We start from the raw sequence: 22,228 nt of genomic DNA, 5'->3' as shown, positions 1-22,228 counted from the left end.
CGGCCCCGTCACAGCGCCGCCCGCACCGCTCCCTTGAGCTGGCGCAGATCGATCGCGTCGGCCATCGCCCGGTAGCCCGCGTCGCTCGGGTGGAGGTGGTCGCCCGAGTCGTAGGCGGGCCGCAGCCGCACCGGGTCGCCGGGGTCGCGCAGCGCCTCGTCGAAGTCCGCGTACTGGTCGTAGACCTGCCCGGCGCGGATCTTGGCGTTCAGCGCTTTGCGTACGGTGTCGAGTTCCGGCTGGTAGGCGGGGTGGCCGCCGAACGGGGTGAGCGTGCTGCCGATGACGCGCAGCCCGCGCTCCCGCGCCTGGCGCACGATCTCCCGCATGCCCTCGGCCAGCTTCTCCGGGTCGAGCTGGCGCGGGGACTTGAACAGGTCGTTGAGGCCGATCTCGACGATCACGGCTTTCACGCCCGTGCGGGACAGCGCGTCGCGCTCCAGGCGGGACAGCACGCCGGGCCCGTTGTTGGGGGAGTAGCGGCTGCCGTCGATCAGCAGGCGGTTGCCGCTGATGCCCTGGTTGAGGACGCCGTAGCGCGGCGCGCCGCGCTCGGTGCGCAGCCGCGCCGCGAGGAAGTCCGTCCAGCGGTGGTTGGCGCCCGTGGTGGAGGTGATGCCGTCGGTGAGGGAGTCGCCGATGGCGACGACGGTGCCCTCGGCCTGGGCGTTGCGGACGTCCACGCCGGTCAGGTAGCGCCAGGACGGGGTCTGCTCGGTGTAGGCGGCGCCGGTGGTGTCCCCGGCCCGGTCGCCGCGCGCCAGGTAGGAGTCCTGCCGGGCGTACGGGTGGTAGGTGGCAGGCCCGGAGGGGGACGGGGAGTAGGTGGTGACCAGGAGGTCGGCGGCGGCCGGTACGTCGAGCGTGACGGGGTCGCTGCTGACCGCGCCGCCCGCGGGGACGGTGACGGCGGGGCGTCCGGAGAAGGTCAGCCGGCGCATGGTGCCGGCCGCCGCCGCGGCCTTGCCCGGGGCGGCGGCCAGGGCGAGGGTGGCGTGGCTGACGGGCAGCGGGCGGGTGCCGTAGAGGTTGGAGAGCTGGATGCGAGCGCTGGTGCCGCCGATGCTGGTGTGCACCACGTTGCGTATCGACATGCCCGCGTAGCCGTCGAGGCTGCCGGGTTCGGCGGCGGTCGCGGCGGCCGACCACGTACCGGCCCAGCGTCCGGCCGGGCGCGGGTCGCGTCCTGCCGGATCCTGGGTGCCGTCGCCGCGGGAGCCGAGGCAGACCACGGCCGAGACCAGCACCACCAGGGCCGCCAAGCCGGCGAGCAGGGTCGGGCCCACTCTTGAGGACATGCGGCACAGTCTCCTGGGGGAGGCGGAGCGGCGTGCTCCGGGCGGGCACAGGGCAGCGTGTGATCAGCGGCGCCGTTGCGGTCCGATCGGTTCTCTCATGCTCGCACGCACGGCCGCGGAGGCGCCCGGCGCCCTGGTTCCCCGGAGGCGGGGAACTCGTGGTTCGTTGCCGGAGTAGGACACAGTTGAACGCACGGCCGGCATGAAGCAGGGCATATGCCTGTACGTACGACGCAGACGGGTTCGAGCGGGTGGAGCGGATGGAACGGACAAAAACGGACGTGGTTCCCGGCGCGGATACGGCCGCGGGGCCGGGCGGGGCACCGGCGGGCGCGCACGCGGGCGCGGGTCCGGCGCACGGCCCGGTACCGGCGCACGGCCCGGTACCGCCCGGCGGCTTCCCCTACAGCCCCGCCGACGAGGAGAAGCGGCGCGGCGTACGGCGCATGAAGACCCTGGCGACCTGCCTGCTGCTGGGCGTGGCCCTGGTCTACGCCCTGGCCACCTGGGCGAAGGCGGCCGGCGCGGGCGGCTGGGCGGGGTACGTGGCGGCGGCGGCCGAGGCCGGCATGGTCGGCGCTCTGGCCGACTGGTTCGCGGTGACCGCCCTGTTCAAGCGCCCCCTGGGACTGCCCATCCCGCACACCGCCATCATCCCGACGAAGAAGGACCAGCTGGGCGTGAGCCTCGGCGAGTTCGTCGGCGAGAACTTCCTGTCCGGCGAGGTCGTACGGCTGCGGCTGCGCAAGGTCGGCATCGGCCGCAGGCTGGGCGCCTGGCTCGCCGAGCCGAAGAACGCCGACCGGGTGACGGCGGAGCTGTCCACCGCGCTGCGCGGCGCGCTGACCGTGCTGCGCGACTCCGACGTGCAGGCGGTGGTCGGCGAGGCGATCACCCGGCGCGCCGACGCGCAGGAGGTGGCGCCGGGCCTGGGCAAGATGCTGGAGAAGGTGGTCGCGGACGGCGGGCACAAGCGGGTGGTGGACCTGATCTGCGTACGGGCCCACGAGTGGCTGACCGTGCACAGCGACTCGGTGATGACGGCGGTCTCCGGCGGCGCGCCGGGCTGGACGCCGCGCTTCGTGGACCGCAAGGTCGGCGAGCGGGTCTACAAGGAGCTGCTGCGCTTCGTCACCGAGATGCGGGACATGCCCGAACACCCTGCGCGCGGCGCGGTGGACCGTTTCCTCAAGGACTTCGCGGGCGACCTCCAGGCCGACACCGACACCCGCGAGCGGGTGGAGCGCCTGAAGTCGGAGGTGCTGGGACGCGGCGAGGTGCAGGACCTGATCGCCTCGGCGTGGGGCTCGGTGCGCGCGATGATCGTGTCGGCGGCGGAGGACGAGAACAGCGAGCTGCGGCTGCGGACCCGGGCGGCCCTGCTGTCGCTGGGGCAGCGGATGGCCGGTGACGGCCGGCTCCAGGGCAAGGTGGACGGCTGGCTGGAGGGCGCCGCGGTCTACGTCGTGACGACGTACCGCGACGAGATCACCTCGCTGATCACCGACACCGTCGCGAGCTGGGACGCCGAGCACACCTCGAAGAAGATCGAGGCGCACATCGGGCGCGACCTCCAGTTCATCCGGATCAACGGCACGGTCGTCGGCGCGCTCGCCGGGCTGTTCATCTACGCGGTGTCGCGGCTGCTCGGGGGGTAGCGCCGGGCGGCGCCGCCTATGGAAGTCTCACGGCCCAGGCCCTACCGTGCACCGCGTGCGCGAGCGGATTCCGGTGGTGGTGCAGGGGCAGGCGACGGCGCCCGCCCGCCGTACGGGTGCTGTGGGCCGGTGCGGAGCTGGTGGTGACGTTCGGGGTGCTCGTCCTGCTGCTGGTCGTGCACCAGCTGTACTGGACCAACCGGCAGGCGCAGGCGAGCGCACGGGACCAGGTGAGCCGGCTGGAGCGGCAGTGGGACGCGCGGCAGCCGCCGTCCGCAGGTCCGTCTCCCGGCCCCGTCGCCTCCGCGCCGGCGGAGCGGCACGGGGCCCGCGCGGAGCAGGAGGCCCGCACGGGACAGGAGTCCCGCGCGGTGCCGGAGGAGGTTTCGCCGCCGCGCCCGCGCCGGGACGCCGCGTACGCGGTCCTGCGCATCCCGCGCCTCGGCCTGACCGTGCCCGTCGCCGAGGGCACCAGCAGGACCGCCGTCCTGAACAAGGGCTACGCGGGCCACTACGCGCACACCGCGCAGCCGGGCGAGCAGGGGAACTTCGCGCTGGCCGGGCACCGCAACGCACACGGCGAACCGTTCCGCTTCCTGAACCGGCTGCGGCCCGGTGACACGGTGGAGGTGGCGACCGCGGCCGTCCGCTACACGTACGCGGTCGACCGGACCCTGGCGCGCACCTCGCCCGCCGACGGCACGGTCACCGCCCCGGTCCCGTACAGCACCGCCCACCCGGCCTACCGCTACACCGAGCCGCGCGCCTATCTGACGCTGACGACCTGCGCGCCCGAGTACTCCTCCGCGTACCGGCTGGTGGTGTGGGGGCGGCTGACGGGCGCCGCGCCCCGATAGGCTCTCGCGCTGTGCTGAAACGTCCCACGCTGCTGTGGCTCCTGGTCCCTCACGTGCTCTACCTCGGCGTGCTGCCGCTGGTGAACCGCGTGACGCCGACCGTGTTCGGGCTGCCCTTCCTCGTCTTCTGGATGCTGCTCGCGACCCTGCTGACGCCCGCCTCGGTGTGGCTGGCCTGGCGTGGCGACCGCAGGCGGGCGGCGCGGCGGGCCGCGGAGCGGGGTGCGGCGTGAACGCGACGATCGCCACCTCCATCTTCGCGGCGTTCATGGTGCTGACGCTGGCCCTGGGCCTGCTGGCGGTCCGCGGCGGCGGGCGCCGCAAGGGCGGGCTCGCCGAGTGGTCGGTGGGCGGCCGCAGCCTCGGCACGGTCTTCATCTGGGTGCTGATGGCGGGCGAGAGCTACACCAGCTTCAGCTACCTGGGCGCGGCGGGCTGGGGCTACAACTTCGGCGCCCCGGTCCTCTACGTCCTCGCATACATGTCCTGCGGCTACGCGGTCGGCTTCGTGGTCGGCCCGATGCTCTGGTCGTACGCGCGCCGGCACGGCCTGGTCGGCATCACCGACCTGGTGGCGCACCGCTACGGGCGGCGCTGGCTCGGCACGGCCGTGGCGGTCCTGGCCACCGTCTGTCTGCTGCCGTACATCCAGCTCCAGATCACCGGCATGGGCGTGGTCGTGACGACCATCTCCTACGGGGCGATCAGCCTGAACTGGGCCTACTTCATCGGCTTCGCGGTGACCACCCTCTTCGTCGTGGTCAGCGGCCTGCGCGGCAGCGCTTGGGTGTCCGTGCTGAAGGACATCCTGGTCATCGCGACCCTCGCCTTCCTGGCCGTGTACGTACCGCTGCACTACTTCGACGGCTACGGGCCCTTCCTGGACCGGATCGTCGCCGAGAAGCCGCAGTGGCTGACCTTCCCGGGACACGAGTCGGGCGGCCTGGGCCAGGGCTGGTTCATCACCACCTCCCTCCTGAACTCGCTGACCGTCGTCATCTTCCCGACGACCGTCGCGGGCTACCTGGGCGCGCGCAGCGCCGACGCCCTGCGGCGCAACGCGGTGCTGCTGCCCTTCTACAACGTGCTGCTGTTCGTGCCGATGCTGCTGGGCATGGCGGCCTTGTTCGTCGTGCCGGGGCTGACCGGCGCCGACTCCAACCTGGCGCTGTTCAAGCTGGTGGTGGACTCGCTGCCGGCCTGGCTCGTGGGTGTCACGGGAGTCGCGGCGGCGCTCTCCTCCATCGTGCCGATGGCCGTGTTCATGCTGGTCATCGGCACGATGTGGGGGAGGAGCGTGCTGGGCGCGGTGCCCCGGCTGGCGAATCGCCAGAAGCTGTGGTCGCAGGTGGTCGTCGTGGTGGCGGGCGCGCTGGCGCTGTTGCTGACGTACACCGCGCCGAACACCCTCGTACGGCTCTCGCTCATCTCGTACGAGGGGATGGCGCAGCTCGTACCGATGATTCTGCTGGGGCTGGTGTGGCGGCGGCTGACGCTGTACGGGGCCGTCGGCGGCCTGGTCGCGGGCCTGGCGGTGGTCTGCGGGCTGGTCTTCACCGAGCACGACCCGGTGTGGGGCGTCAACGCGGGGATCGTGGGGCTCGCGGTGAACCTGGTGGTGGCGCTCGCGGTGACCTGGCTGGGCCCGCGGCCCGTGGACGACCGGCCGGACGCCGAGGTGCTGGCGTCGGACCTGGAACCGGAGGACGGCGCCGCGGCGGCCGGGGTCAGCCCGTCGCCGGTGAAGTGATCTTCTTGCCCTCCGGGGAGACGGCGAACCAGGTGCCCATCTTCCCCTGCCCCTTGACGTCTCCGGGCTGCTTGTCGCCGCTGAAGGTGTAGACGGGCCAGCAGTCCACCGCCAGCTGCTTGGTGCCGTCGGGGCGGGTGACGGTGCTGATCAGCTTGGCGGGTACGCCCTCCAGCTTGCTCTTGTCGGCCGGGCCGACGGGTTTCCAGGTGTCCAGGCAGGCGTCGTTGCAGCCGAACCTCATCGGCCAGGCGCTGTCCTTGTTGAAGCGGTAGACCGTGCGGCCCTGCTGGTCGACGAGCAGCTTGCCCAGCTGGGGCTGGTCGAAGACGGACACGTCGGCGGCCGGTCCCGCGGTGGCCTTCTTGCCGTCGGCGGCGAGCGCGTTCCAGGTGCCGCCGACGCCGTGGCCCTTGGTGTCGCCGGGCGCGGTGTCCTTGGCGTAGCGGTACACGGGCCAGCCGCCGATGGTCAGCTGCTTGGTGCCGTCGGCGCGGGTGACCGAGCCGAGGGCGCTCGCGGCCATGCCGGAGGCGGCGGTGGCGTCCTCGGCGGGCACCGGGGGCCAGGTGGTCGCGCAGGCGCCGGAGCAGGCGGAGTTGGGCGGCTTGGCGGTGTCCTTGTCGAAGCGGTAGAGGGTCATGCCCTTGCTGTCGGTGACGACCGGGCCGAGGCCGGGGGACTGGCGCAGGGCGAGGGTCTCGGCGGGGGCGCCCGGCGCGGCGGGCTGGTTGCTGTCGCGCGCCGACCCGTAGCCGCCGCTCGATCCGTATCCGGACGGACTGCCGCTGCCGGCCCGGACCTTGTCGTTGGCCACCGGCGCGGCGTTGGTGCTGTCGCCGGTGCCGCAGGCGGTGGTGAGCACCATGACGGCGGCGGCCGTCACGGCCAGTGCCGCGTGCCGTGCCGTGCCGGTGTCCGTGTGCTGGTTCATCGCTGACTCCTCGGGGGGTGCGGGTGGGTTGTCCGGTGTGTCGTCTGCGGGGGTACGAGGGGTGGGGGCCCGGTGTTCAGGCGGGGCGGAAGTTGTCATCGGAGGACAGAAACCGCGTCGAAGTCGCGTCCGTACCGCGGTCGTACGGGTCATCCGCTGTCCTGGATGCGCAGGGCGAGTGCCGGGCAGCGGCGCACCGCGAGCTGCGCGCGGCGGCGCATCCGGGCGGGCAGCGGCATGGCGGCCCGCTCCGGGTAGCCGTCGGCGCCCAGCCGGACCACGCCGGGCGCGAGGTCGGCGCACAGGCCGTGGCCCTGGCACAGCGTCCAGTCCACGAGCAGCCGCTGCTCGGGCGCGCGCGGCCGGGTGGCGCCGCCCGCGTGCCGCCCGCCGCCTTCAGGTGCGCTGCCGGTGCCGTACGCGTCACCGGTCACCGGCAGCGCGCCGAGCACCGGCCGCCCGCAGCCGCCGCCGTGCGCGTGGCCGGCGAACTCCTCGGGGAAGGCGGCCAGGGCCGAGGCGACGAAGCGCGCGGTGCCGTCGGGGTGGCTGCACGCACCGCGCCGTTCGACGGCCCGCATCCGGGCCCGTACGGCGTCCAGCGCGCGCTGCCCACCACCGCAGACGGCCTGGCCGAGGGCGTCGGCGAGCGCGGGCAGCCCCAGGAAGCAGGGCCCGCACTGGCCTGCGGACTCGGCGGCCATCCAGCGCGCGACGCGTACGGTCTCACCCGCCGGGCAGGTCCCCTCCGGCAGCGGCAGCACCGCACCCGCTCCGAGCACCGCGTCGTGGGCGGCCAGGGAGTCCCGGGTGAGGAAGGCCGTGTGGGCGGCGGACGCCGGCAGCCAGGTGCCGTGATAGCCGCCGACCAGTACGCCCTGGCCGGGGCCGAGCCCGCACAGCGCCAGGACGCGGGCGAGCGGCGCGCCGGTCGGTGCCTCCACGACCCGCTCGCCGCCCACGGTCAGCAGGACCGTGCCGGGCTCGGCCGGGTCGCCCGTGGCGCGGTAGCCCAGGGCGCCCATCCGCGCGGCGACGGCCAGCTGTGCGTACGTCTCGGTGTTGGACAGCAGGGTGGGCAGGCCGTTCAGGCCGCGCTCGCTGGAGCGGACCTTGCGGCCGGAGGGCAGCCCGGGGCCCCGGCTGAGGCCGTCGGTGAGCGCGGTGCCCTCGCCCGTGACGAAACGTTCCGCCAGCAGCTCGGCGCGTACCGGCGTGGACAGCGGCCCGCGTTCGGCTACGGCCCGGCGCACCGACCGGGCGACGTCGGCGCGCGTCACCCCGATCGCGACCTCCTCCGCGCCGAGCGCCCGCGCGGCCAGCAGCGCGCCGTCCAGCACGAGGTGCGGCGCGTACAGCAGCAACGCCGTGTCCTTGAGGCAACCGGGCTCGCCCTCGCTGCCGTTGACGACCACGGCGGCACGCCCGCCCGAGCGGCGCTGCCCCACCACGACGGCACCCAGTTTGCGGGCGAAGGGGAATCCGGCGCCGCCGCGGCCGCGCAGCCCGGTGTCCTCGGCCAGCGCGACGAGTTCGCTCGCGGACAGGTCGGGCGGGCTGCCGTGCCGGGCCAGGTGCGCCACCCGGTCCAGGCGCTCGGTCCCCTCCAGCCCGGCCAGCAGCCGGGGCGGCCCGAGCGCGGCCAGGGTGGGGACGGGAGGCTGCCCGACGGCGGGCAGGGGGGCGGTGGCGGCCGGGGCGAGGAGCGTCATGAGCGCGCTCCGCGTGTGTGCCGGGCGGACCGGGCCGCGGCCCGTGATGTACCGGCATCGCCCCCCGGCGGTCCGGCGCCGGGCCCTGCCGTCCGCCGCGGCGCCCGAAGCCGCAGGACGAGCGCCACGGCGACCCCGGCCACACACAGCATGTACCCGGCCGTCACCCAATCCGCCGCCGGGCGGCCGGACTTCAGCCCGTGCACCAGCGCGGCACACCACGCCACGTACGCGCCCATGTGCAGCATCCGCCACCACCGCGACCCCCGGCGCGAGGTGAACGCGCCGCGTACCGCGCCCGTCACGGCCGCCGCGAGGAAGAGGTAGCCGGCCAGCGTGCCGAGGCCGATGAGCAGTGGCCGGCCGTCGTCGGCGAACGGCACCACCGCGGCCGTGCCGCTCGTACGGGCGCGGGCGACCTTCACCCCGATGTGCAGGGCGAGGAAGCCGAGCCCGGCGACTCCGGTGCCGCGGTGCACGGCCTGGGCGACCAGCCGGTGCCCGGAGTGCAGCAGCAGCCGGTCGGTGGCGGCCAGGCCCCACAGCACGGTGCCGGTGAGCGCGACCAGCGCGAGCACGCCGGCGCCGAAGTCCAGGAATTCGAGCGCGCGTTGGGGCGCACCGGCCTGGGCGGCCACGGCCAGGAAGAGGAGCACGGCCGCAGGCAGGGCGGGGCGCAGGGCGGTCCGCAAGCGGGACGCGGGCATGAGGCCTCCTTGAGGAGGGTGCGGGGGAGAGATGGGGCGCGGGCGCGGGATGCCGTGGAGGTGAGGAGGGGCAGCGGCAAACGGCCCGCCGGAGGCGCCGGGTTCGGCGTGGGCAGCGGATTCGGCACGCGGGCCGCCGGGGTCGCCGGGGCTTTTCGCCACCGCTTTATGCGCCGCGCCCCGCCGGGGCGCGCAAAGGTGTGTGCCAATCGCCGGTGATCGGGGTGCCCAGCAGCATCACCGAACGCCTCCGGGCCGTCCTGCGGTTTATCGCGCTGTGACAAATTCCTGCACCGGCATCGAAGTTACGCAAGGTAACTCCGGATGGTGCCCCTCCGAGCACGACTCCCGCCCGGGGCACTCCGCACGGCGCTTTCGGGCAGCAGGGCCGTACCCCCCTCCGCATCACGCCAGGAACGAGGTAGCGATGTGTGATCTCCTGAACCGCATCTGGTCACGCCCCCGTGGTGAATGGACCCGCGTGCTGAGAAAGGAACTCCCGGCGCTCGCCGAGAAGATGACCGAGGAGCTGCGGAGCGGGTTTCCCGCCTTTTCCGCGCTGCTCGCGGAAATGGGCGCCGAAGAGTCCCGCCGGGCCGTGGAACAGGCCATGCTGGTGGCACTCGGCTACCAGGAAACCACGGAACGCGTACGGCGGCCCAAGGACCTCGTCGTCACCCCGCTGCCGGTGGCGCCCGCCCGCCGCGAGCTGTTCGCCGCCCTCGCCGGGATCAAGGACGTCTCCGACCTCGCCCTCGCCGAGGTGGCCCGCTGCGCCGGCTGGCCCGTACCGCGGCTCGTCCAGGCCATCGCCCTCGCCTCGCCCGCCGAAGCCCCCCAACTGGCCGCCGCCCTCGGCGACGCCCTGACCGGCACGGTGGACGGCGACACCTGCCTCTTCGTCCCCGACCCCGCAACGCAGACCCGCGCCCGGCTGGAGGCCGCGCTCAAGGGCCGCGCCGCGGCGGTCGGCCACGCCGTGCCGGCCGGCGACACCGCCTCCTCGCTGCGCTGGGCACGCGCCCTGCTCGCGCTGTCACCCGGCCGCGGCGGACCCGACGCGCGCCCGGCCTTCGTCGACGACCACCTCTCCGCGCTGCTCCTCCTCCAGGACGAATCCCTGGCCCGCGCCCTGTCCTCGCGCTGGCTGAGCCCGCTCGACGACCTGACACCACGGCAGAGCGAACGCCTGGAGGTCACCCTGCTGGCCTGGCTGGAGGGCGGCGGCGCACCCGAAGCGGCCAAGGTGCTCCAGGTGCACCCGCAGACGGTGCGCTACCGCCTGCGGCAGATCGAGAAGCTCTTCGGGCCCGCGCTGCGCGACCCGCGTACCCGCTTCGAGCTGGAGATGGCGCTGCGCAGCCGCCGCCTGATGGCCCACGTACGGCGCTACCGCTCACGGGCCGGCCGCCGGGCGCGGGCCGTCGCCTCCACCATCCGCCCGCTGGGCGTGGCCAGGGAGGCCCGGGTCAACGGGCTGTGACGGACCCCCGAACGCGGCGGCCCCGGGCTCCCCTCCGGGGCCGCCGCCCCGCGCGGCGGCGCTGCCGTTACCCTGGGGCGGACAACACTGGTGGTACCGGGGAGGAGTGAACACATGCAGCGCTGCGCCGACGCCTGGCGGCTGTACGTGGGCGCGCTCTTCTTCCTGCTCTCCGGGTTCGCGCTCGCCCAGAGCGGCCTGACCTCGACGCTCGCCGCCGCCGCGACCACCGCCGCCGTACTGCTGCTGTGCCGCGCCTTCCTGGCCGCCGCGCTCGCCAGGCCCGAACCGCCGGGCCGCGTCCGTACCGCCATCCGCGACCGGGAACGCCGTACGGCCTTCCTGCCGCAGCGCGACCCCGACGCCGCGGGCCGCCCCCGGCCGCGGGCACCCGGCCGTCCCCTCCCGACGGCCGCGTAGGCACCCACCTCTCGCACGGTGCGTGGGCTTCTGCCCGTGCGGCTCGTCACGCCGACTCCCGTTCCCCGGCACGACGAGACCCGCGGAGGGCTCACCCATGTCCGTTTTCTCCATCCTGGGCGGCGCGCTGTCCCAGGCCGCCGACCTCATCGAACCGCTCTTCGGCGGCTCGGCGACGGCCGCCGCGATCATCCTCTGCACCCTGTGCGTACGCGCCGCACTGCACCCGCTCGCCCGCGCCGCCGCCCGTGGCGAGAAGGCCCGCGCCGCACACGCCCCGCGCCTGGCCGAGCTGCGGCGCAAGCACGGGAAGGACCCGGAGCGGCTGCGGGAGGCCACGGCCGCGCTCTACGCCGAATCCGGCTCCTCGCCCCTGGCCGGCTGCCTGCCGGCCCTCCTGCAACTCCCGGTCTTCTTCGTCATGTACCACCTGTTCACCAGCGACGGCAGCGGCCTGCTCGGGCACACGCTGCTGGGCGCGCCGCTCGGCGGGCACTGGACGCAGGCCCTCGCGGACAGCGGGGTGTTCGGACCGCACGGGCTGGTGTACTGCGCGCTGTTCGCCCTGGTCGCGGCCGTCGCCACCTGGAACTACCGGCGGGCGCGTACGCCGGTGGCGCGGAACCTCGCGACGGGTGCGGCGTCGGCCCCTGACGGCGGTGCGGTGCCCGGCCTCGCCGGCCTGGCGAAGGTGCTGCCGCTGCTGTCCTTCGGGACGCTGGCCAGCGTCGCGGTGCTGCCGCTGGCGGCCGCGCTCTACCTGGTGACGACCACGACGTGGACGGCGTGCGAGCGGGCGCTGCTGCACCGGGACCGCGACCGGGGCCGGCACGCGGACGGCGACGGTGACGGTGATCGGGTCCCGGCCGCTCCGGTCGCCGCGGCCCCGGGCCGTACCGCCGGGTAACGGTCCAGCACGTGAACCGGGTCTTGCGGAGTGGACGCCGTTCTTGGACGATCGTCCGAATCGCTCGATGGCCGTCCCCATCGGCCGGTCCGGGAGAGCCCTTCCGGACCGACCCTTCGACCACGGGAGTTGTACCGATGAAGCTGCTGCGTGTCGGTCCGGTGGGGGCGGAACGCCCGGCGCTGCTCGACGAGGACGGCACCCTGCGGGACCTGTCGTCGCTGGTCACGGACATCGACGGGGCGCTGCTCGCGGACGGCCCGGCCCTCGACGCGGTACGGGCGGCGGCCGCCGCCGGCGGGCTGCCGCGCCTCGATCCCGCCGGGTTGCGCACCGGCCCGCCCGTCGCCCGGATCGGCAAGGTCGTGTGCATCGGGCTGAACTACCACGACCACGCCCGCGAGACCGGCGCCGCCGTGCCGGCCGAGCCGATCGTCTTCCTGAAAGCGGCCGACACGGTCGTCGGCCCCGACGACACGGTGCTGGTGCCGCGCGGCAGCGTGAAGACCGACTGGGAAGTCGAACTGGCCGTCGTCATCGGCCGTACCGCGCGCTACCTGGAGACCGACGACGAGGCCCGCGCCGCCATCGCCGGGTACGCGATCGCCCACGACGTATCCGAACGGGAGTTCCAGATCGAGCGCGGCGGCCAGTGGGACAAGGGCAAGAACTGCGAGACGTTCAACCCGCTGGGCCCCTGGCTGGTGACGGCGGACGAGGTGCCCGACCCGCAGGCCCTGGGCGTACGCCTGTGGGTCAACGGGATGCTGCGGCAGGACGGCACGACCGCCGAGCAGATCTTCCCGGTGGCCGAAGTGATCCGCTACCTCAGCCGGTTCATGACGCTGTACCCGGGCGACGTCGTCAACACCGGCACCCCGGCGGGCGTGGCGATGGGGCACCCGGAGCCGAAGCCGTACCTGCGCGCCGGTGACGTGGTGGAACTGGAGATCGACGGGCTGGGGCGGCAGCGGCAGGAGCTGAAGGGGGCCTGAGGCGTACGGCCTGACGGGCCCTCAGGTCCGGTGGCTCCTGCGGCGGTCGGCTGTCCGCTGACCAGGGGGTCTTGCCGGTCGGGTGCGCGGGCCGCCCGGCCGCCCGGCCGGTCCGCGCACATAGTGCCTATATGCCTGCAAAAAAGACAAAACGGTCCCATGTGGTGGCCGCCGCCGCGCTGGGAGCCGTCGCCGCACTGCTCCTCGGGCTCTTCGCGGCGTTCGGCTTCGCGGCCCCGCTGCCCGGCGGACTCGGCCCCTGCCTGGGAAGCCAGTGCCCATCCTCGTACGACGATCCGAACAACGGGCCGGTCGCGGGGCGGGACGAGAACCTCAACATCTTCGTCGGCGGTGACTTCCGCGTCGGCGGATCGGCCGCCGAGGCCGAAGGGAAGATCGTCACACTCGGCGGCTTCGACATGAACAAGACCGGCGGCTCCAGCGTCTACAACGTGGGCATCGTCGGCGTCGGCTCACGCGTGCCACCGCCCAACGGCTCGGACTTCCTGACCGTGGGCGGTGACGTCACCATCGCGCCCGGACAGCGGCTGCTCGCCGAGGAAGGCAGCACGCACGGCGTCGTCGCCTACGAAGGCAGGCTCAGCGGCACGGTGATCCCCCAGGCGGACCAGCGGCCCGGCGCCGCCGACCCGTACCGCGGGCTGGTCCCCGCGCTCACGGCGAGCAGCCAGTGCTACGCGCGCACCGGCGACGGGCCGCGGCCCGCGACCGGCACGGCGGTCAACCAGGGCTACTCGACGGTCTTCACCGGCGACGGCACGTCCGCCCTCCAGGTCTTCAACGTCGACTTCGACCTGGTGGGCCGCAACGGCGGAGCCCAGGGCATCACCTTCACGGGCATCCCGGCCGGCGCGACGGTCCTGGTCAACATGGTCGGCGAGGCCCGCACGATCAACTCGTACATCGGCCACGACCTCCAGCCGCCCGGCATCCGCGAACGGCTGCTGTGGAACTTCCCGGACGCGAACACCGTGGATTTCAAGGGCGGCGCGCAGTTCCAGGGGAGCGTGCTGGTCGGCAGGCAGGGCAGTACGACGACGGTGTCCATGCCGGGCATGAACGGCAGGTTCTTCACCGTGGGTTCGCTGAACCACACCTCGACCTCCGGCGCGGAGATCCACAACTACCCGTTCACCGGGGACCTGCCGGACTGCGGCGAACCGACCCCGTCACCGACCGAACCGACCCCGTCGCCGACCGAACCGTCGCCGTCGCCGACCGATGAGCCGTCACCCAGTCCTACGGAGCCGTCACCCAGTCCTACGGAGCCGTCACCCAGTCCTACGGAGCCGACTCCCAGTCCTACGGAGCCGACGGACGAGCCGTCACCGACGCCGACGGATGAGCCGTCGCCCACGCCGTCGCCGACCGACGAGCCGTCGCCCACGCCGACGGACGAGCCGTCGCCCACGCCATCACCGACGGACGAGCCCACGCCCACGCCGACCGAGCCGAGCCCGTCTCCCACGGAGCCAAGCCCGTCTCCCACGCCGAGTCCTACGGAGCCGACCCCGAGCCCGACGGAGCCGACCCCGAGCCCGACGGAGCCGACGGACGAGCCGACCCCGACGCCCACCGACCCCACACCTACGCCCACCGACCCGGACCCGACCCCGAGTCCCACCGACCCGGACCCGACCCCGGCCCCCACCGAGCCGGAGCCCACGCCCACGGAGCCGACCGCGCCTCCCACGGAGCCGACCCCGGCCCCCACGGAGCCGACCGCCACCCCGACGGAACCGACCTCGACCCCGACCCCGACCCCGTCCCCCACGGACTCCTCCGGCACCCCCGTGCCGAGTCCCGTGCCCAGTCCCGGGCCGACGGATGACGGGGACCAGCTGGCGCACAGCGGCAGTGCCTTCCAGGACCCGCTGTTCATCGGGGCGGCCGCGGCCGCCGTCGTCAGCGGTGTGGTGCTCGTACTGATCATCCGTACGCGCCGCCGCTCCGGCTGACCCGGAGTCAGCCCGCCGCCCGCTGCTCGATGTAGCGTCCCAGGGCGTCGGCCACCAGCGCGTGGTCGTCGCCCTGGGGGAGGCCGGAGACCGCGACCGTGCCGACCACTCCCGTGCCGCGCAGCCGTACGGGGAAGGCGCCGCCGTGCGCGGCGTAGCGGTCCGGGTCGAGGCGGGACGATTCCTCGAAGGTGCGGCCCTTCGCGCGGAAGCGGGCGCCGACCAGGTAGGAGGACTCCCCGTACCGTTCGACGACGCGGCACTTGCGCTCGATCCACGCGTCGTTGTCCGCGGACGTGCCGGGCAGCGCGCAGTGGAACAGCTGCTGCGCGCCGCGCCGGATGTCCACCGTCACGGCCGCGCCGCGCTCGCGCGCCAGGTCCGTCAGCAGGCAGCCGAGCCACCAGGCGTCCTCGTTGCCGAAGCTGTCCAGTACCAGGCGCCGCTCCTGTTCCTCCAGTTCGCGGACCTGGTGGCGCGCCGCCTCGCGCTCGTCCCCGCCGTTCAGCACGCCGACGCCGCCCGTACCGTTCATGCCGTTCATCCCGACTCCTCGATCCGAACCGTGCGGCCCTCGGCCGCCGATGTCTTGGCCGCTTCCAGGACGCGCAGCGTGGCCGCGGCTTCGGCCGCGCTCACCGGCGGTCGGCCTCCGGTGCGCAGCGCCTCGGCGACGGCCGCGTAGTACGCGGGGTAGTCGCCGGGCAGCGTCGGTACGGGCTCGCCGCCGCCGGTCCGCGGGGATTCCCCGGCGCCGATCCGGCCCCACGCCTCCCGCGGTTCCACGCCCCAGCCGGCCCGGTCGTCGCCCGGCCGACGGCCGTCGCGCAGCGCCGCCTCCTGCGGGTCCAGGCCGTACTTCACGTAACCCGCCCGGCTGCCCAGCACGCGGAACCGCGGGCCGAGCTGTGCGGTGGTGGCGCTCACCCACAGGTGTGAGCGGACGCCGTTGGCGTGCGTGAGGGCCAGGAACGTGTCGTCGTCGGCCTCGGCGCCCGGACGGCGTACGTCGGACTCGGCGTAGACCTGGGTGACCGGTCCGAAGAGGGCGATCGCCTGGTCGGCGACGTGGCTGCCGAGGTCGTACAGCAGGCCGCCGATCTCCGCGGGGTCGCCGGACTCGCGCCAGCCGCCCTTGGGTTTCGGCCGCCAGCGTTCGAAGCGCGACTCGAAGCGCTGGACGTCGCCGAGCGCGTCCTCGGCGATGAGCTTGCGCACCGTACGGAAGTCGTTGTCCCAGCGGCGGTTCTGGAAGACGGAGAGCAGCAGGCCGCGGTCGTCGGCGAGGGCGGCCAGCCGGTCGGCCTCGGCGGCCGTCGCGGCGAGCGGCTTGTCGACGACCACCGGCAGCCCGGCTTCCAGCGCGGCGGCGGCGAGCGGGACGTGGGTCTTGTTGGGGGACGCGACGACGATCAGGTCCAGCTCGGCGGCACGGGCCAGGACCTCGTCGGGGGTGGCGACGGTACGGACCCGGGGGTGCTCGGCGCGGGCCTGGGCCTGCCGGTCCTGGCTGCTGGTGGAGACGGTGTCCAGGGCCAGGCCGTCGGTGGCGGCGATCAGGGGGGCGTGGAAGACCGAGCCGGCCAGGCCGTAGCCGATGAGGCCGACGCGGAGGGGTGTGCCGGTGGAGTCGTTCATGGATCCCACTTAAGCAACGCTGTTGCCAAAGTGCAAGCAATGCGGACAATGGACGGGTGACCAGCAACGACTCCGTTGAACGTGTCGCCGCCCCGGCCGCCGTGCCGCCCGGCGGCGGAGCCGGCCTGTCCGCCCTGCGGGGCCACAACACCGCGCTGGTGCTGGGCCTGCTGCGCGCGGCGGGGCCGTCGGGCGTCAGCCGGCTGGAGCTCGCCGCGCACACCGGGCTGACCCCGCAGGCCGTCAGCAAGATCACCGCCCGGCTGCGGGACGGGGGCCTGGCGGCCGAGGCGGGCCGGCGCGCCTCCACCGGCGGCAAGCCGCGTACGGTGCTGCGCCTGGTGCCCGAGGCCCGCTACGCGATCGGGCTGCACCTGGACCGCGACGAGCTGACCGTGGTGCTCGCCGACCTCGCGGGCACCACCGTCGCCGAACGGACCGCCCCGCTGGACTTCGGCGCGGGCGCGCGGGCGGTGCTCGACACGGTGGCCGCGCAGCTCGCGGCGCTGCCGGACGAGGCCCGCTCGCCGCGTGTGCTGGGGCTCGGCGCCGCCTGCCCGGGTCCGCTGGATCACGAGGCCGGGGTGCTGCGCCGGGTCACCGGCTTCCCGGACTGGGACGGCTTCCCGCTGGGCGAAGCGCTCGCCCACCGGCTCGGCCTGCCCGTCGTCCTCGACAAGGACACCAACGCCGCGGCGCTCGGGCTGGCGCAGCGGGAGTCCGGCGGCGGGGGCTCCTTCGGCTACCTCCACCTCGGTACGGGGCTGGGCGCGGGGCTGGTGCTCGGCGGCGCGCTGTACCGGGGGGCCAGGACCGGCGCGGGCGAGTTCGGTCACCAGGTGCTGCAACTGGACGGCCCGCGCTGCGAGTGCGGCAAGCGTGGCTGTATCGAGGCCCTGTGCCTGGACAGCGCGGAGCGTGGCAGGCCCGCCGAGGCGGCGCGCGTCCTGGGCGTCGGCGCGGCCAACCTGGTGGAGCTGCTCGACGTCGACCGGGTGCTGCTCGGCGGCCGCGCGGTGCTGGCGGACCCCGGCGTCTACGTACGCGGCGTGGCCGGCGCCCTGGCCGAACAGGCCCGCACGCGTGGGGACGGCAGCGCGCCCGCGGTCCCGGTGGCGCTGGCCGCGGGGGGCGCGCGGGCGGTGGCGGACGGCGCGGCGCAGCTCGTCCTGGCGCCGCTGTTCGGGGCGCCCGGCGCGCCGTTCGGCGGCGGAACTGCGCTGAACGCGCGGCATTCGGGCGATCGGGAGCCGTCGCCGGGGGCGTCGGTGCCGTGGTGACGGCCGCACGTGGCAGGGTCCGGAACCGACCGGTCATACGAGCGGCCTGGCGTGGTCCGCGCCGCCTGAGCTGATCGAGCAGGAGCGTCCGTCATGCCCGTGCGTCCGCCCCGCGCGCTGGTGCGCGCCACCGTCTCGGCCGTGCTGCTGGCCGCCGTCTCCCTGGCGTGCCCGGACGCGGCCGCCGCCGGGGGCACCGGGCAGGGAGCGGGGGAGCGGGTGACGGCCGGGCCGTTCCCCGCGGCGAGCGAGGCGGTCCGCGCGCCCGCCCGTCCCCACCGCCCGCCCCACCTCGCGGACACCGGTTCGGCGTCCGTGAGCCGCGTGGGGGCCGCCGCCCTGGTGTCCTTGTCCGCCGGCGCGCTCCTCGTGACGGCGGCCCGCCGCCTCCGCCGGCGCTGAGCCCGCCGGTCCGCGTGCTGCCGGGAGTGCGAGGATCGCCCGGTGGACTACCCGAACGGCCAGGAACCTGGCGCACCGATCCGCTCCGGCATTCCCGAACACGGGCGCATCCCCAAGTACTACGCGGCGAAGGCCCGGTTGGCGGCCCTGCTCGCCGAGCTGGGCGAAGGGCAGGCCCTGCCCACCGAACGCGACCTGGCCCTGCGCTTCGAGGTCTCGCGGGAGACCCTGCGCCAGGCGCTGCGCGAACTCCACCTGGAGGGGCGGCTGCGGCGTCTCGGGCGCGGCACCGTCGTCGCGGGGCCGAAGCTGGAGCAGCCGCTGTCCCTGGCGAGTTACACCGAGGGCGTACGGAAGCAGGGCCGGCGGCCCGGCCGCCAGGCGTGTCCCGCGCCGACGCCAAGGAGATCACCGTCTACAGCGCCGACGGCCTCCGCGGCGAGAAGGGTGACGGCTTCTACGACCGGGTCTTCGCCGACTACGAGAAGAAGACCGGCATCAAGGTCAACCTCGTGGAGAGCGGTTCCGGCGCCGCCGTACAGCGGCTGGCGCGCGAGAAGGCCAACACCAAGGCGGACATCCTCGTCACACTGCCGCCGTTCATCCAGCAGGCCGACGGCAAGGGCCTGCTGGACACCTACCGCCCCAAGGGCGCGGAACGGGTCGCCGCCGCGGACAAGGACCCGAACGGCAAGTGGACCGCCGTCGTCAACAACTACTTCTGCTTCATCTACAACAAGCAGCAGCTCAAGCAGCCGCCGCGCACCTGGCAGGACCTGACGGACGCCCGCTTCAAGAACAAGCTCCAGTACTCCACGCCGGGCGTCGCCGGCGACGGCACCGCCGTCGTCGTCAAGGCGCTGCACGACTTCGGCGGCCAGGGCCCGGCCATGGAGTTCCTCCAGAAGCTCCAGGCCAACAACGTCGGCCCGGCCTCCTCCACCGGACAACTCGCTCCCAAGACCGACAAGGGCGAACTCCTCGTCGCCAACGGCGACGTGCAGATGAACTACGCCAACACGAAGTCCATGCCGAACCAGGGCATCTTCTTCCCCGCCGCCGGGCCCGGCGGCAAACCGTCCACGTTCGCGCTGCCGTACGCGGCCGGCCTGGTCAAGAACGCACCGCACGCGGCCCGGGCCAGGAAGTTCCTGGACCACCTGCTGTCCCCCGAGGTCCAGAAGCAGGTCTCCGCGGTCGGCGGCGGGTTCGCGGCCCGTACGGACATCAGGCCCGCCGACCGGAACGCCGCCGAACTCGCCAAGATCATGGACGGCGTCGAGGTCTTCCGGCCGGACTGGAACGACATCGACAAGAACCTGTCCACCTACCTCGATGCCTGGAAGTCCGCGACGGGCAGCTGACCGCCGCACCCGCCGCGGGCGCGGCCCCGGGTTCCGGGCGTCCGGCGGGGTCGAGATCGCGGTGGCTGATTTAGGCTGGGGGCGTCGGCCATACGTACGAGACGCAGGTCACCGCTGTGGTGTGCGGCGCGTACGGGACCCGCGACGGCGCGGGCGCGGCCGGCACCCCTGGCAGACACGCACGGCGGGAGACCGGCAGTGGCAGAGCGCAAGCCGATCGAGTCATGGCTGACCGACATGGACGGGGTGCTGATGCACGAAGGCATCCCCGTGCCCGGCGCCGACGCCTTCATCAAGCGCCTGCGGGAATCGGGCAAGCCCTTCCTCGTGCTGACCAACAACTCCATCTACACCCCGCGCGACCTGCACGCCCGGTTGAACCGCATCGGCCTGGACGTGCCCTGGGAGTCCATCTGGACCTCCGCGCTGGCCACCGCCCAGTTCCTGGACGAGCAGCGGCCGTCCGGCACCGCGTACGTCATCGGCGAGGCCGGCCTGACCACCGCCCTGCACGACATCGGATACGTGCTCACCGACCACGAACCCGACTACGTCGTGCTCGGCGAGACCCGCACCTACAGCTTCGAGGCGCTCACCAAGGCCATCCGGCTCATCAACGACGGCGCCCGCTTCATAGCCACCAACCCGGACGAGACCGGCCCCTCGGCGCAGGGCGCACTGCCCGCGACCGGCTCGGTCGCCGCGCTGATCACCAAGGCGACGGGCGTGGAGCCGTACTTCGTCGGCAAGCCCAACCCGCTGATGATGCGGCACGGCCTGAACGTCATCGGCGCGCACAGCGAGACCTCCGCGATGATCGGCGACCGGATGGACACCGACGTGCTGGCCGGCCTGGAGGCCGGCATGGAGACGTTCCTGGTGCTGACCGGGCTCACCGCGAAGGGCGACATCGAACGCCACCCGTTCCGGCCCTCGCGGGTCGTGGACTCCATCGCCGACCTCGTCGACCTGGTGTAGACCGGACGCGCCCCGGGCGCGGCGGCCCCGCAGGGGCGGCCACTCACCCGGACGGCCCAGCCACGGGCCCCAGCGGATGCGGGACCGCGCCGCCGGGCGGACCTTCGGAAGTGTTCGGAGGTTCACCATGCGCACACCGGCATTCACACTCTGTGCCGCTCTCGCGGTGGCGGCGCTGACCCCGGCGCCCGCGACGGCCGCCGGCCGGGCCCCGGGCGCCGCGGCCGGGGCGGTCGCGGTCACGCCTTCGGCCGTCGGACCGGGTACCGAGGCGGCTCTCCAGGTCACCGGCTGCGCGGGTCGCACGGGCCGCGCCACCTCCGAGGTCTTCGTCGACGCGGTACCGCTCGGGCGGGTCGCCGCGGGCCTGGTGGGCGACGCGCGGGTGCGCTCCTCGGCGGAGCCCGGCGCGTACGCCGTCGCCGTCAACTGCGACGGCGAGGACGCGCGGGCCGCGGGCACGATCGAGGTCACCTCCGCGTCCCCCGCGCCTCCCGAAGACGCCGGCACCGCCGCGTACGCCCGCACGGCCGAGGACGCCGCCGTGCCGCCCGCCTCGCCCACCGCTCCGGTACGAGCCGGCGGCGGCGGTACGGCGCCGCGGCGGCACCCGGCCGCGAGCCGGACGGTGCGGACGGCCGCGCACCGCGTGACCGCGGCGCCCCCGAAGGCGTTGCGGACCACGCTCGTACGGACGGCGGCGAGCCGCGAAGGCGACGGCGCGTACGCGGTGGGACTCGTGCTGGCAGGGGGCGCGGTCCTCGCGCTCACCGGACAGCTGCTGCGCATCCGGCGGCGGCGCAAGGGATCGGGCGATGGCGATGCCGGCTGAGGACCACCCGGTGGCGGACCGCCGCCCCCCGCACGGCCACTGCCACCGCCGGATGGCCGCCGGCGTGGCCTGGGCCGCACTGCTGCTGGGGCTGTGGCTGTGGGGCCGCGGCCTGACGGACGGCAGCAGCCTGGCGCAGCCGCCGACCACCGGCGACGTCGCGGCCGTCGGCCGCCCGCTCGCAGCGGAACTGCCCCCGGCGCACGACCCGCTGGCCACCTCCCCGGACGGCCGCCCCGCCCAGGTCGAGATCGCCGCGCTGGGCGTGCGGGCCCGGGTCGTCGAGAGCGGGCTGGACGCGAGCGGCGCGGTGGCCACGCCGCCGTACCGCACCCCCGGCCTCGTCGGCTGGTACGCGAGAGGGCCGCAACCAGGGGCGGCGGGCGCCGCGGTACTGACCGGGCACGTGGACACGACCAGCGGGCGCGCGGTCTTCCACCGGCTGGGCAGCATGAAGACGGGGCAGCGGGTGGACGTCCGCAGGGCGGACGGCAGCACCGCGCGGTTCACCGTCGAGGACGTCAAGATCTACGACAGTGCGAACTTCGCTCCGGAGAAGGTCTACGGCGGCCATGTGCCGGGACGCGCGGAACTCCGCCTGATCACCTGTGCCGGCACGTTCGACGCCGAGCGGGAGAGCTACACCGCCAACGTCGTCGTCCACGGCTACCTCACGAAGACGCTGCCCGCGCCGGCGAGTTGAGTGCCGGGAGTCCGTTGCTGCAGACCGATCCCGGTCGGCGGCCCGCTCCCCCTGAACCGCCGACCGGCCGGTCCTCGACCGCCGTGATGTCAGGACTGCGGGAGTTGCCCTGCCGCCGGCGGGAGGTGCGTGACGCCCGTACGCGGGCGTGTGCACGGCCCGGCCGGGGGCTGGGGCCAGGTGACTAACCGAAAGTTCACACTGGAGTTCACTGTAGAACGGCAGAACGGCGCCGCCTAGGGGGAGTTGGGGACGGACCGGTCGCGTCGGCCGCTTTTCACCCGTTCGGCGGTGGCGTAACAGGTTGTCCACAGGCCGGCCTGCCGTTGGG

Annotated in this window: 21 protein-coding genes and 1 pseudogene; 16 read left to right on the top strand and 6 right to left on the bottom strand. The window is 74.4% G+C overall.

What is annotated here, in order from left to right; genetic code table 11:
* Positions 1-8: 8 nt before the first annotated feature.
* On the bottom strand, positions 9-1,298 hold the full coding sequence (locus ACH4K4_RS10260; RefSeq protein ID WP_398166188.1) for an SGNH/GDSL hydrolase family protein: 1,290 nt from the start codon (positions 1,296-1,298) through the stop codon (positions 9-11).
* A gap of 260 nt (positions 1,299-1,558) precedes the next feature.
* On the opposite strand from ACH4K4_RS10260, the gene ACH4K4_RS10255 reads away from it, so the two are divergent.
* From ACH4K4_RS10255 to ACH4K4_RS10240, 4 genes are all read left to right on the top strand, one after another.
* Entirely contained in the window at positions 1,559-2,956 is a 1,398-nt protein-coding gene (locus tag ACH4K4_RS10255) for a DUF445 domain-containing protein (protein ID WP_398166187.1), read from the top strand.
* Between the two features lie 143 nt (positions 2,957-3,099).
* Positions 3,100-3,813 carry a class E sortase gene (locus ACH4K4_RS10250; RefSeq protein WP_398166185.1) on the top strand — a complete coding sequence of 238 codons (714 nt, stop codon included), beginning with the start codon at positions 3,100-3,102 and terminating at the stop codon, positions 3,811-3,813.
* 11 nt (positions 3,814-3,824) lie between these two features.
* The gene (locus tag ACH4K4_RS10245) at positions 3,825-4,046 is read left to right on the top strand and encodes a DUF3311 domain-containing protein (protein ID WP_398166183.1); all 222 of its coding nucleotides are present in this window, start codon (positions 3,825-3,827) and stop codon (positions 4,044-4,046) included.
* A complete protein-coding gene (locus tag ACH4K4_RS10240; protein WP_398166182.1) occupies positions 4,043-5,563 on the top strand; it encodes a sodium:solute symporter in 1,521 nt (506 codons plus the stop codon). The genes ACH4K4_RS10245 and ACH4K4_RS10240 overlap by 4 nt, the downstream gene beginning before the upstream one ends.
* Here the strand turns inward: ACH4K4_RS10240 and ACH4K4_RS10235 are convergent.
* The 3 genes from ACH4K4_RS10235 to ACH4K4_RS10225 all read right to left on the bottom strand — a co-directional run bounded on the left by ACH4K4_RS10235 (position 5,541) and on the right by ACH4K4_RS10225 (position 8,916).
* Positions 5,541-6,497 (bottom strand): SCO0930 family lipoprotein, encoded by a 957-nt coding sequence (locus ACH4K4_RS10235; RefSeq protein WP_398166180.1) that lies wholly within the window; start codon positions 6,495-6,497, stop codon positions 5,541-5,543. The two genes, ACH4K4_RS10240 and ACH4K4_RS10235, sit on opposite strands and share 23 nt — an antisense overlap.
* A 149-nt stretch (positions 6,498-6,646) precedes the next feature.
* Complete coding sequence (locus tag ACH4K4_RS10230; protein WP_398166179.1) at positions 6,647-8,209, bottom strand: NADH-ubiquinone oxidoreductase-F iron-sulfur binding region domain-containing protein; 1,563 nt, start codon at positions 8,207-8,209, stop codon at positions 6,647-6,649.
* Complete coding sequence (locus ACH4K4_RS10225) at positions 8,206-8,916, bottom strand: hypothetical protein (RefSeq protein WP_398166177.1); 711 nt, start codon at positions 8,914-8,916, stop codon at positions 8,206-8,208. The genes ACH4K4_RS10230 and ACH4K4_RS10225 overlap by 4 nt, the downstream gene beginning before the upstream one ends.
* Positions 8,917-9,397: 481 nt before the next feature.
* On the opposite strand from ACH4K4_RS10225, the gene ACH4K4_RS10220 reads away from it, so the two are divergent.
* The 5 genes from ACH4K4_RS10220 (at position 9,398) to ACH4K4_RS10200 (ending at position 14,700) form a co-directional block, all read left to right on the top strand.
* Positions 9,398-10,399, top strand: a complete 1,002-nt coding sequence (locus ACH4K4_RS10220; RefSeq protein ID WP_398166176.1) for a PucR family transcriptional regulator — start codon at positions 9,398-9,400, stop codon at positions 10,397-10,399.
* 114 nt (positions 10,400-10,513) lie between these two features.
* Positions 10,514-10,819, top strand: a complete 306-nt coding sequence (locus ACH4K4_RS10215; protein ID WP_360123113.1) for a DUF6412 domain-containing protein — start codon at positions 10,514-10,516, stop codon at positions 10,817-10,819.
* Between the two features lie 97 nt (positions 10,820-10,916).
* Entirely contained in the window at positions 10,917-11,726 is an 810-nt protein-coding gene (gene yidC, locus ACH4K4_RS10210; RefSeq protein WP_398166175.1) for a membrane protein insertase YidC, read from the top strand.
* 137 nt (positions 11,727-11,863) lie between these two features.
* The gene (locus ACH4K4_RS10205) at positions 11,864-12,721 is read left to right on the top strand and encodes a fumarylacetoacetate hydrolase family protein (protein WP_398166173.1); all 858 of its coding nucleotides are present in this window, start codon (positions 11,864-11,866) and stop codon (positions 12,719-12,721) included.
* Between the two features lie 131 nt (positions 12,722-12,852).
* Positions 12,853-14,700 (top strand): choice-of-anchor A family protein, encoded by a 1,848-nt coding sequence (locus ACH4K4_RS10200; protein WP_398166172.1) that lies wholly within the window; start codon positions 12,853-12,855, stop codon positions 14,698-14,700.
* A 7-nt stretch (positions 14,701-14,707) separates the two neighbouring features.
* On the opposite strand, the gene ACH4K4_RS10195 is transcribed toward ACH4K4_RS10200, so the two are convergent.
* Both ACH4K4_RS10195 and ACH4K4_RS10190 read right to left on the bottom strand, forming a co-directional pair.
* On the bottom strand, positions 14,708-15,244 hold the full coding sequence (locus ACH4K4_RS10195; protein WP_398166170.1) for a heme-degrading domain-containing protein: 537 nt from the start codon (positions 15,242-15,244) through the stop codon (positions 14,708-14,710).
* Positions 15,241-16,338, bottom strand: coding sequence for a Gfo/Idh/MocA family oxidoreductase (locus tag ACH4K4_RS10190; RefSeq protein WP_398166168.1), 1,098 nt, complete (start codon positions 16,336-16,338; stop codon positions 15,241-15,243). Before ACH4K4_RS10190 ends, ACH4K4_RS10195 begins: the two co-directional genes overlap by 4 nt.
* A gap of 56 nt (positions 16,339-16,394) precedes the next feature.
* Between ACH4K4_RS10190 and ACH4K4_RS10185 the strand changes: the two genes are divergently transcribed.
* The 7 genes and pseudogenes from ACH4K4_RS10185 (at position 16,395) to ACH4K4_RS10155 (ending at position 21,897) form a co-directional block, all read left to right on the top strand.
* Positions 16,395-17,618, top strand: coding sequence for an ROK family protein (locus ACH4K4_RS10185; RefSeq protein WP_398166167.1), 1,224 nt, complete (start codon positions 16,395-16,397; stop codon positions 17,616-17,618).
* A gap of 93 nt (positions 17,619-17,711) precedes the next feature.
* Positions 17,712-18,020: a hypothetical protein gene (locus ACH4K4_RS10180; protein ID WP_398166166.1), complete on the top strand. Its 309-nt coding sequence runs from the start codon at positions 17,712-17,714 to the stop codon at positions 18,018-18,020.
* Positions 18,021-18,062: 42 nt separating this feature from the next.
* Positions 18,063-18,398: pseudogene (locus ACH4K4_RS10175) on the top strand (GntR family transcriptional regulator); the annotation flags it as partial.
* Between the two features lie 5 nt (positions 18,399-18,403).
* The gene (locus ACH4K4_RS10170) at positions 18,404-19,384 is read left to right on the top strand and encodes a 2-aminoethylphosphonate ABC transporter substrate-binding protein (protein WP_398166165.1); all 981 of its coding nucleotides are present in this window, start codon (positions 18,404-18,406) and stop codon (positions 19,382-19,384) included.
* 198 nt (positions 19,385-19,582) lie between these two features.
* Positions 19,583-20,362, top strand: coding sequence for an HAD-IIA family hydrolase (locus ACH4K4_RS10165; RefSeq protein ID WP_360123072.1), 780 nt, complete (start codon positions 19,583-19,585; stop codon positions 20,360-20,362).
* Positions 20,363-20,489: 127 nt separating this feature from the next.
* Positions 20,490-21,194: a hypothetical protein gene (locus ACH4K4_RS10160; RefSeq protein ID WP_398166163.1), complete on the top strand. Its 705-nt coding sequence runs from the start codon at positions 20,490-20,492 to the stop codon at positions 21,192-21,194.
* A complete protein-coding gene (locus ACH4K4_RS10155) occupies positions 21,184-21,897 on the top strand; it encodes a class F sortase (protein WP_398166329.1) in 714 nt (237 codons plus the stop codon). Before ACH4K4_RS10160 ends, ACH4K4_RS10155 begins: the two co-directional genes overlap by 11 nt.
* Positions 21,898-22,228 lie beyond the last annotated feature (331 nt).

This window comes from Streptomyces sp. NPDC017529, from assembly GCF_044329785.1.
GTDB lineage: Bacteria > Actinomycetota > Actinomycetes > Streptomycetales > Streptomycetaceae > Streptomyces.
This window is presented reverse-complemented; position numbering and strand designations above follow the sequence as displayed.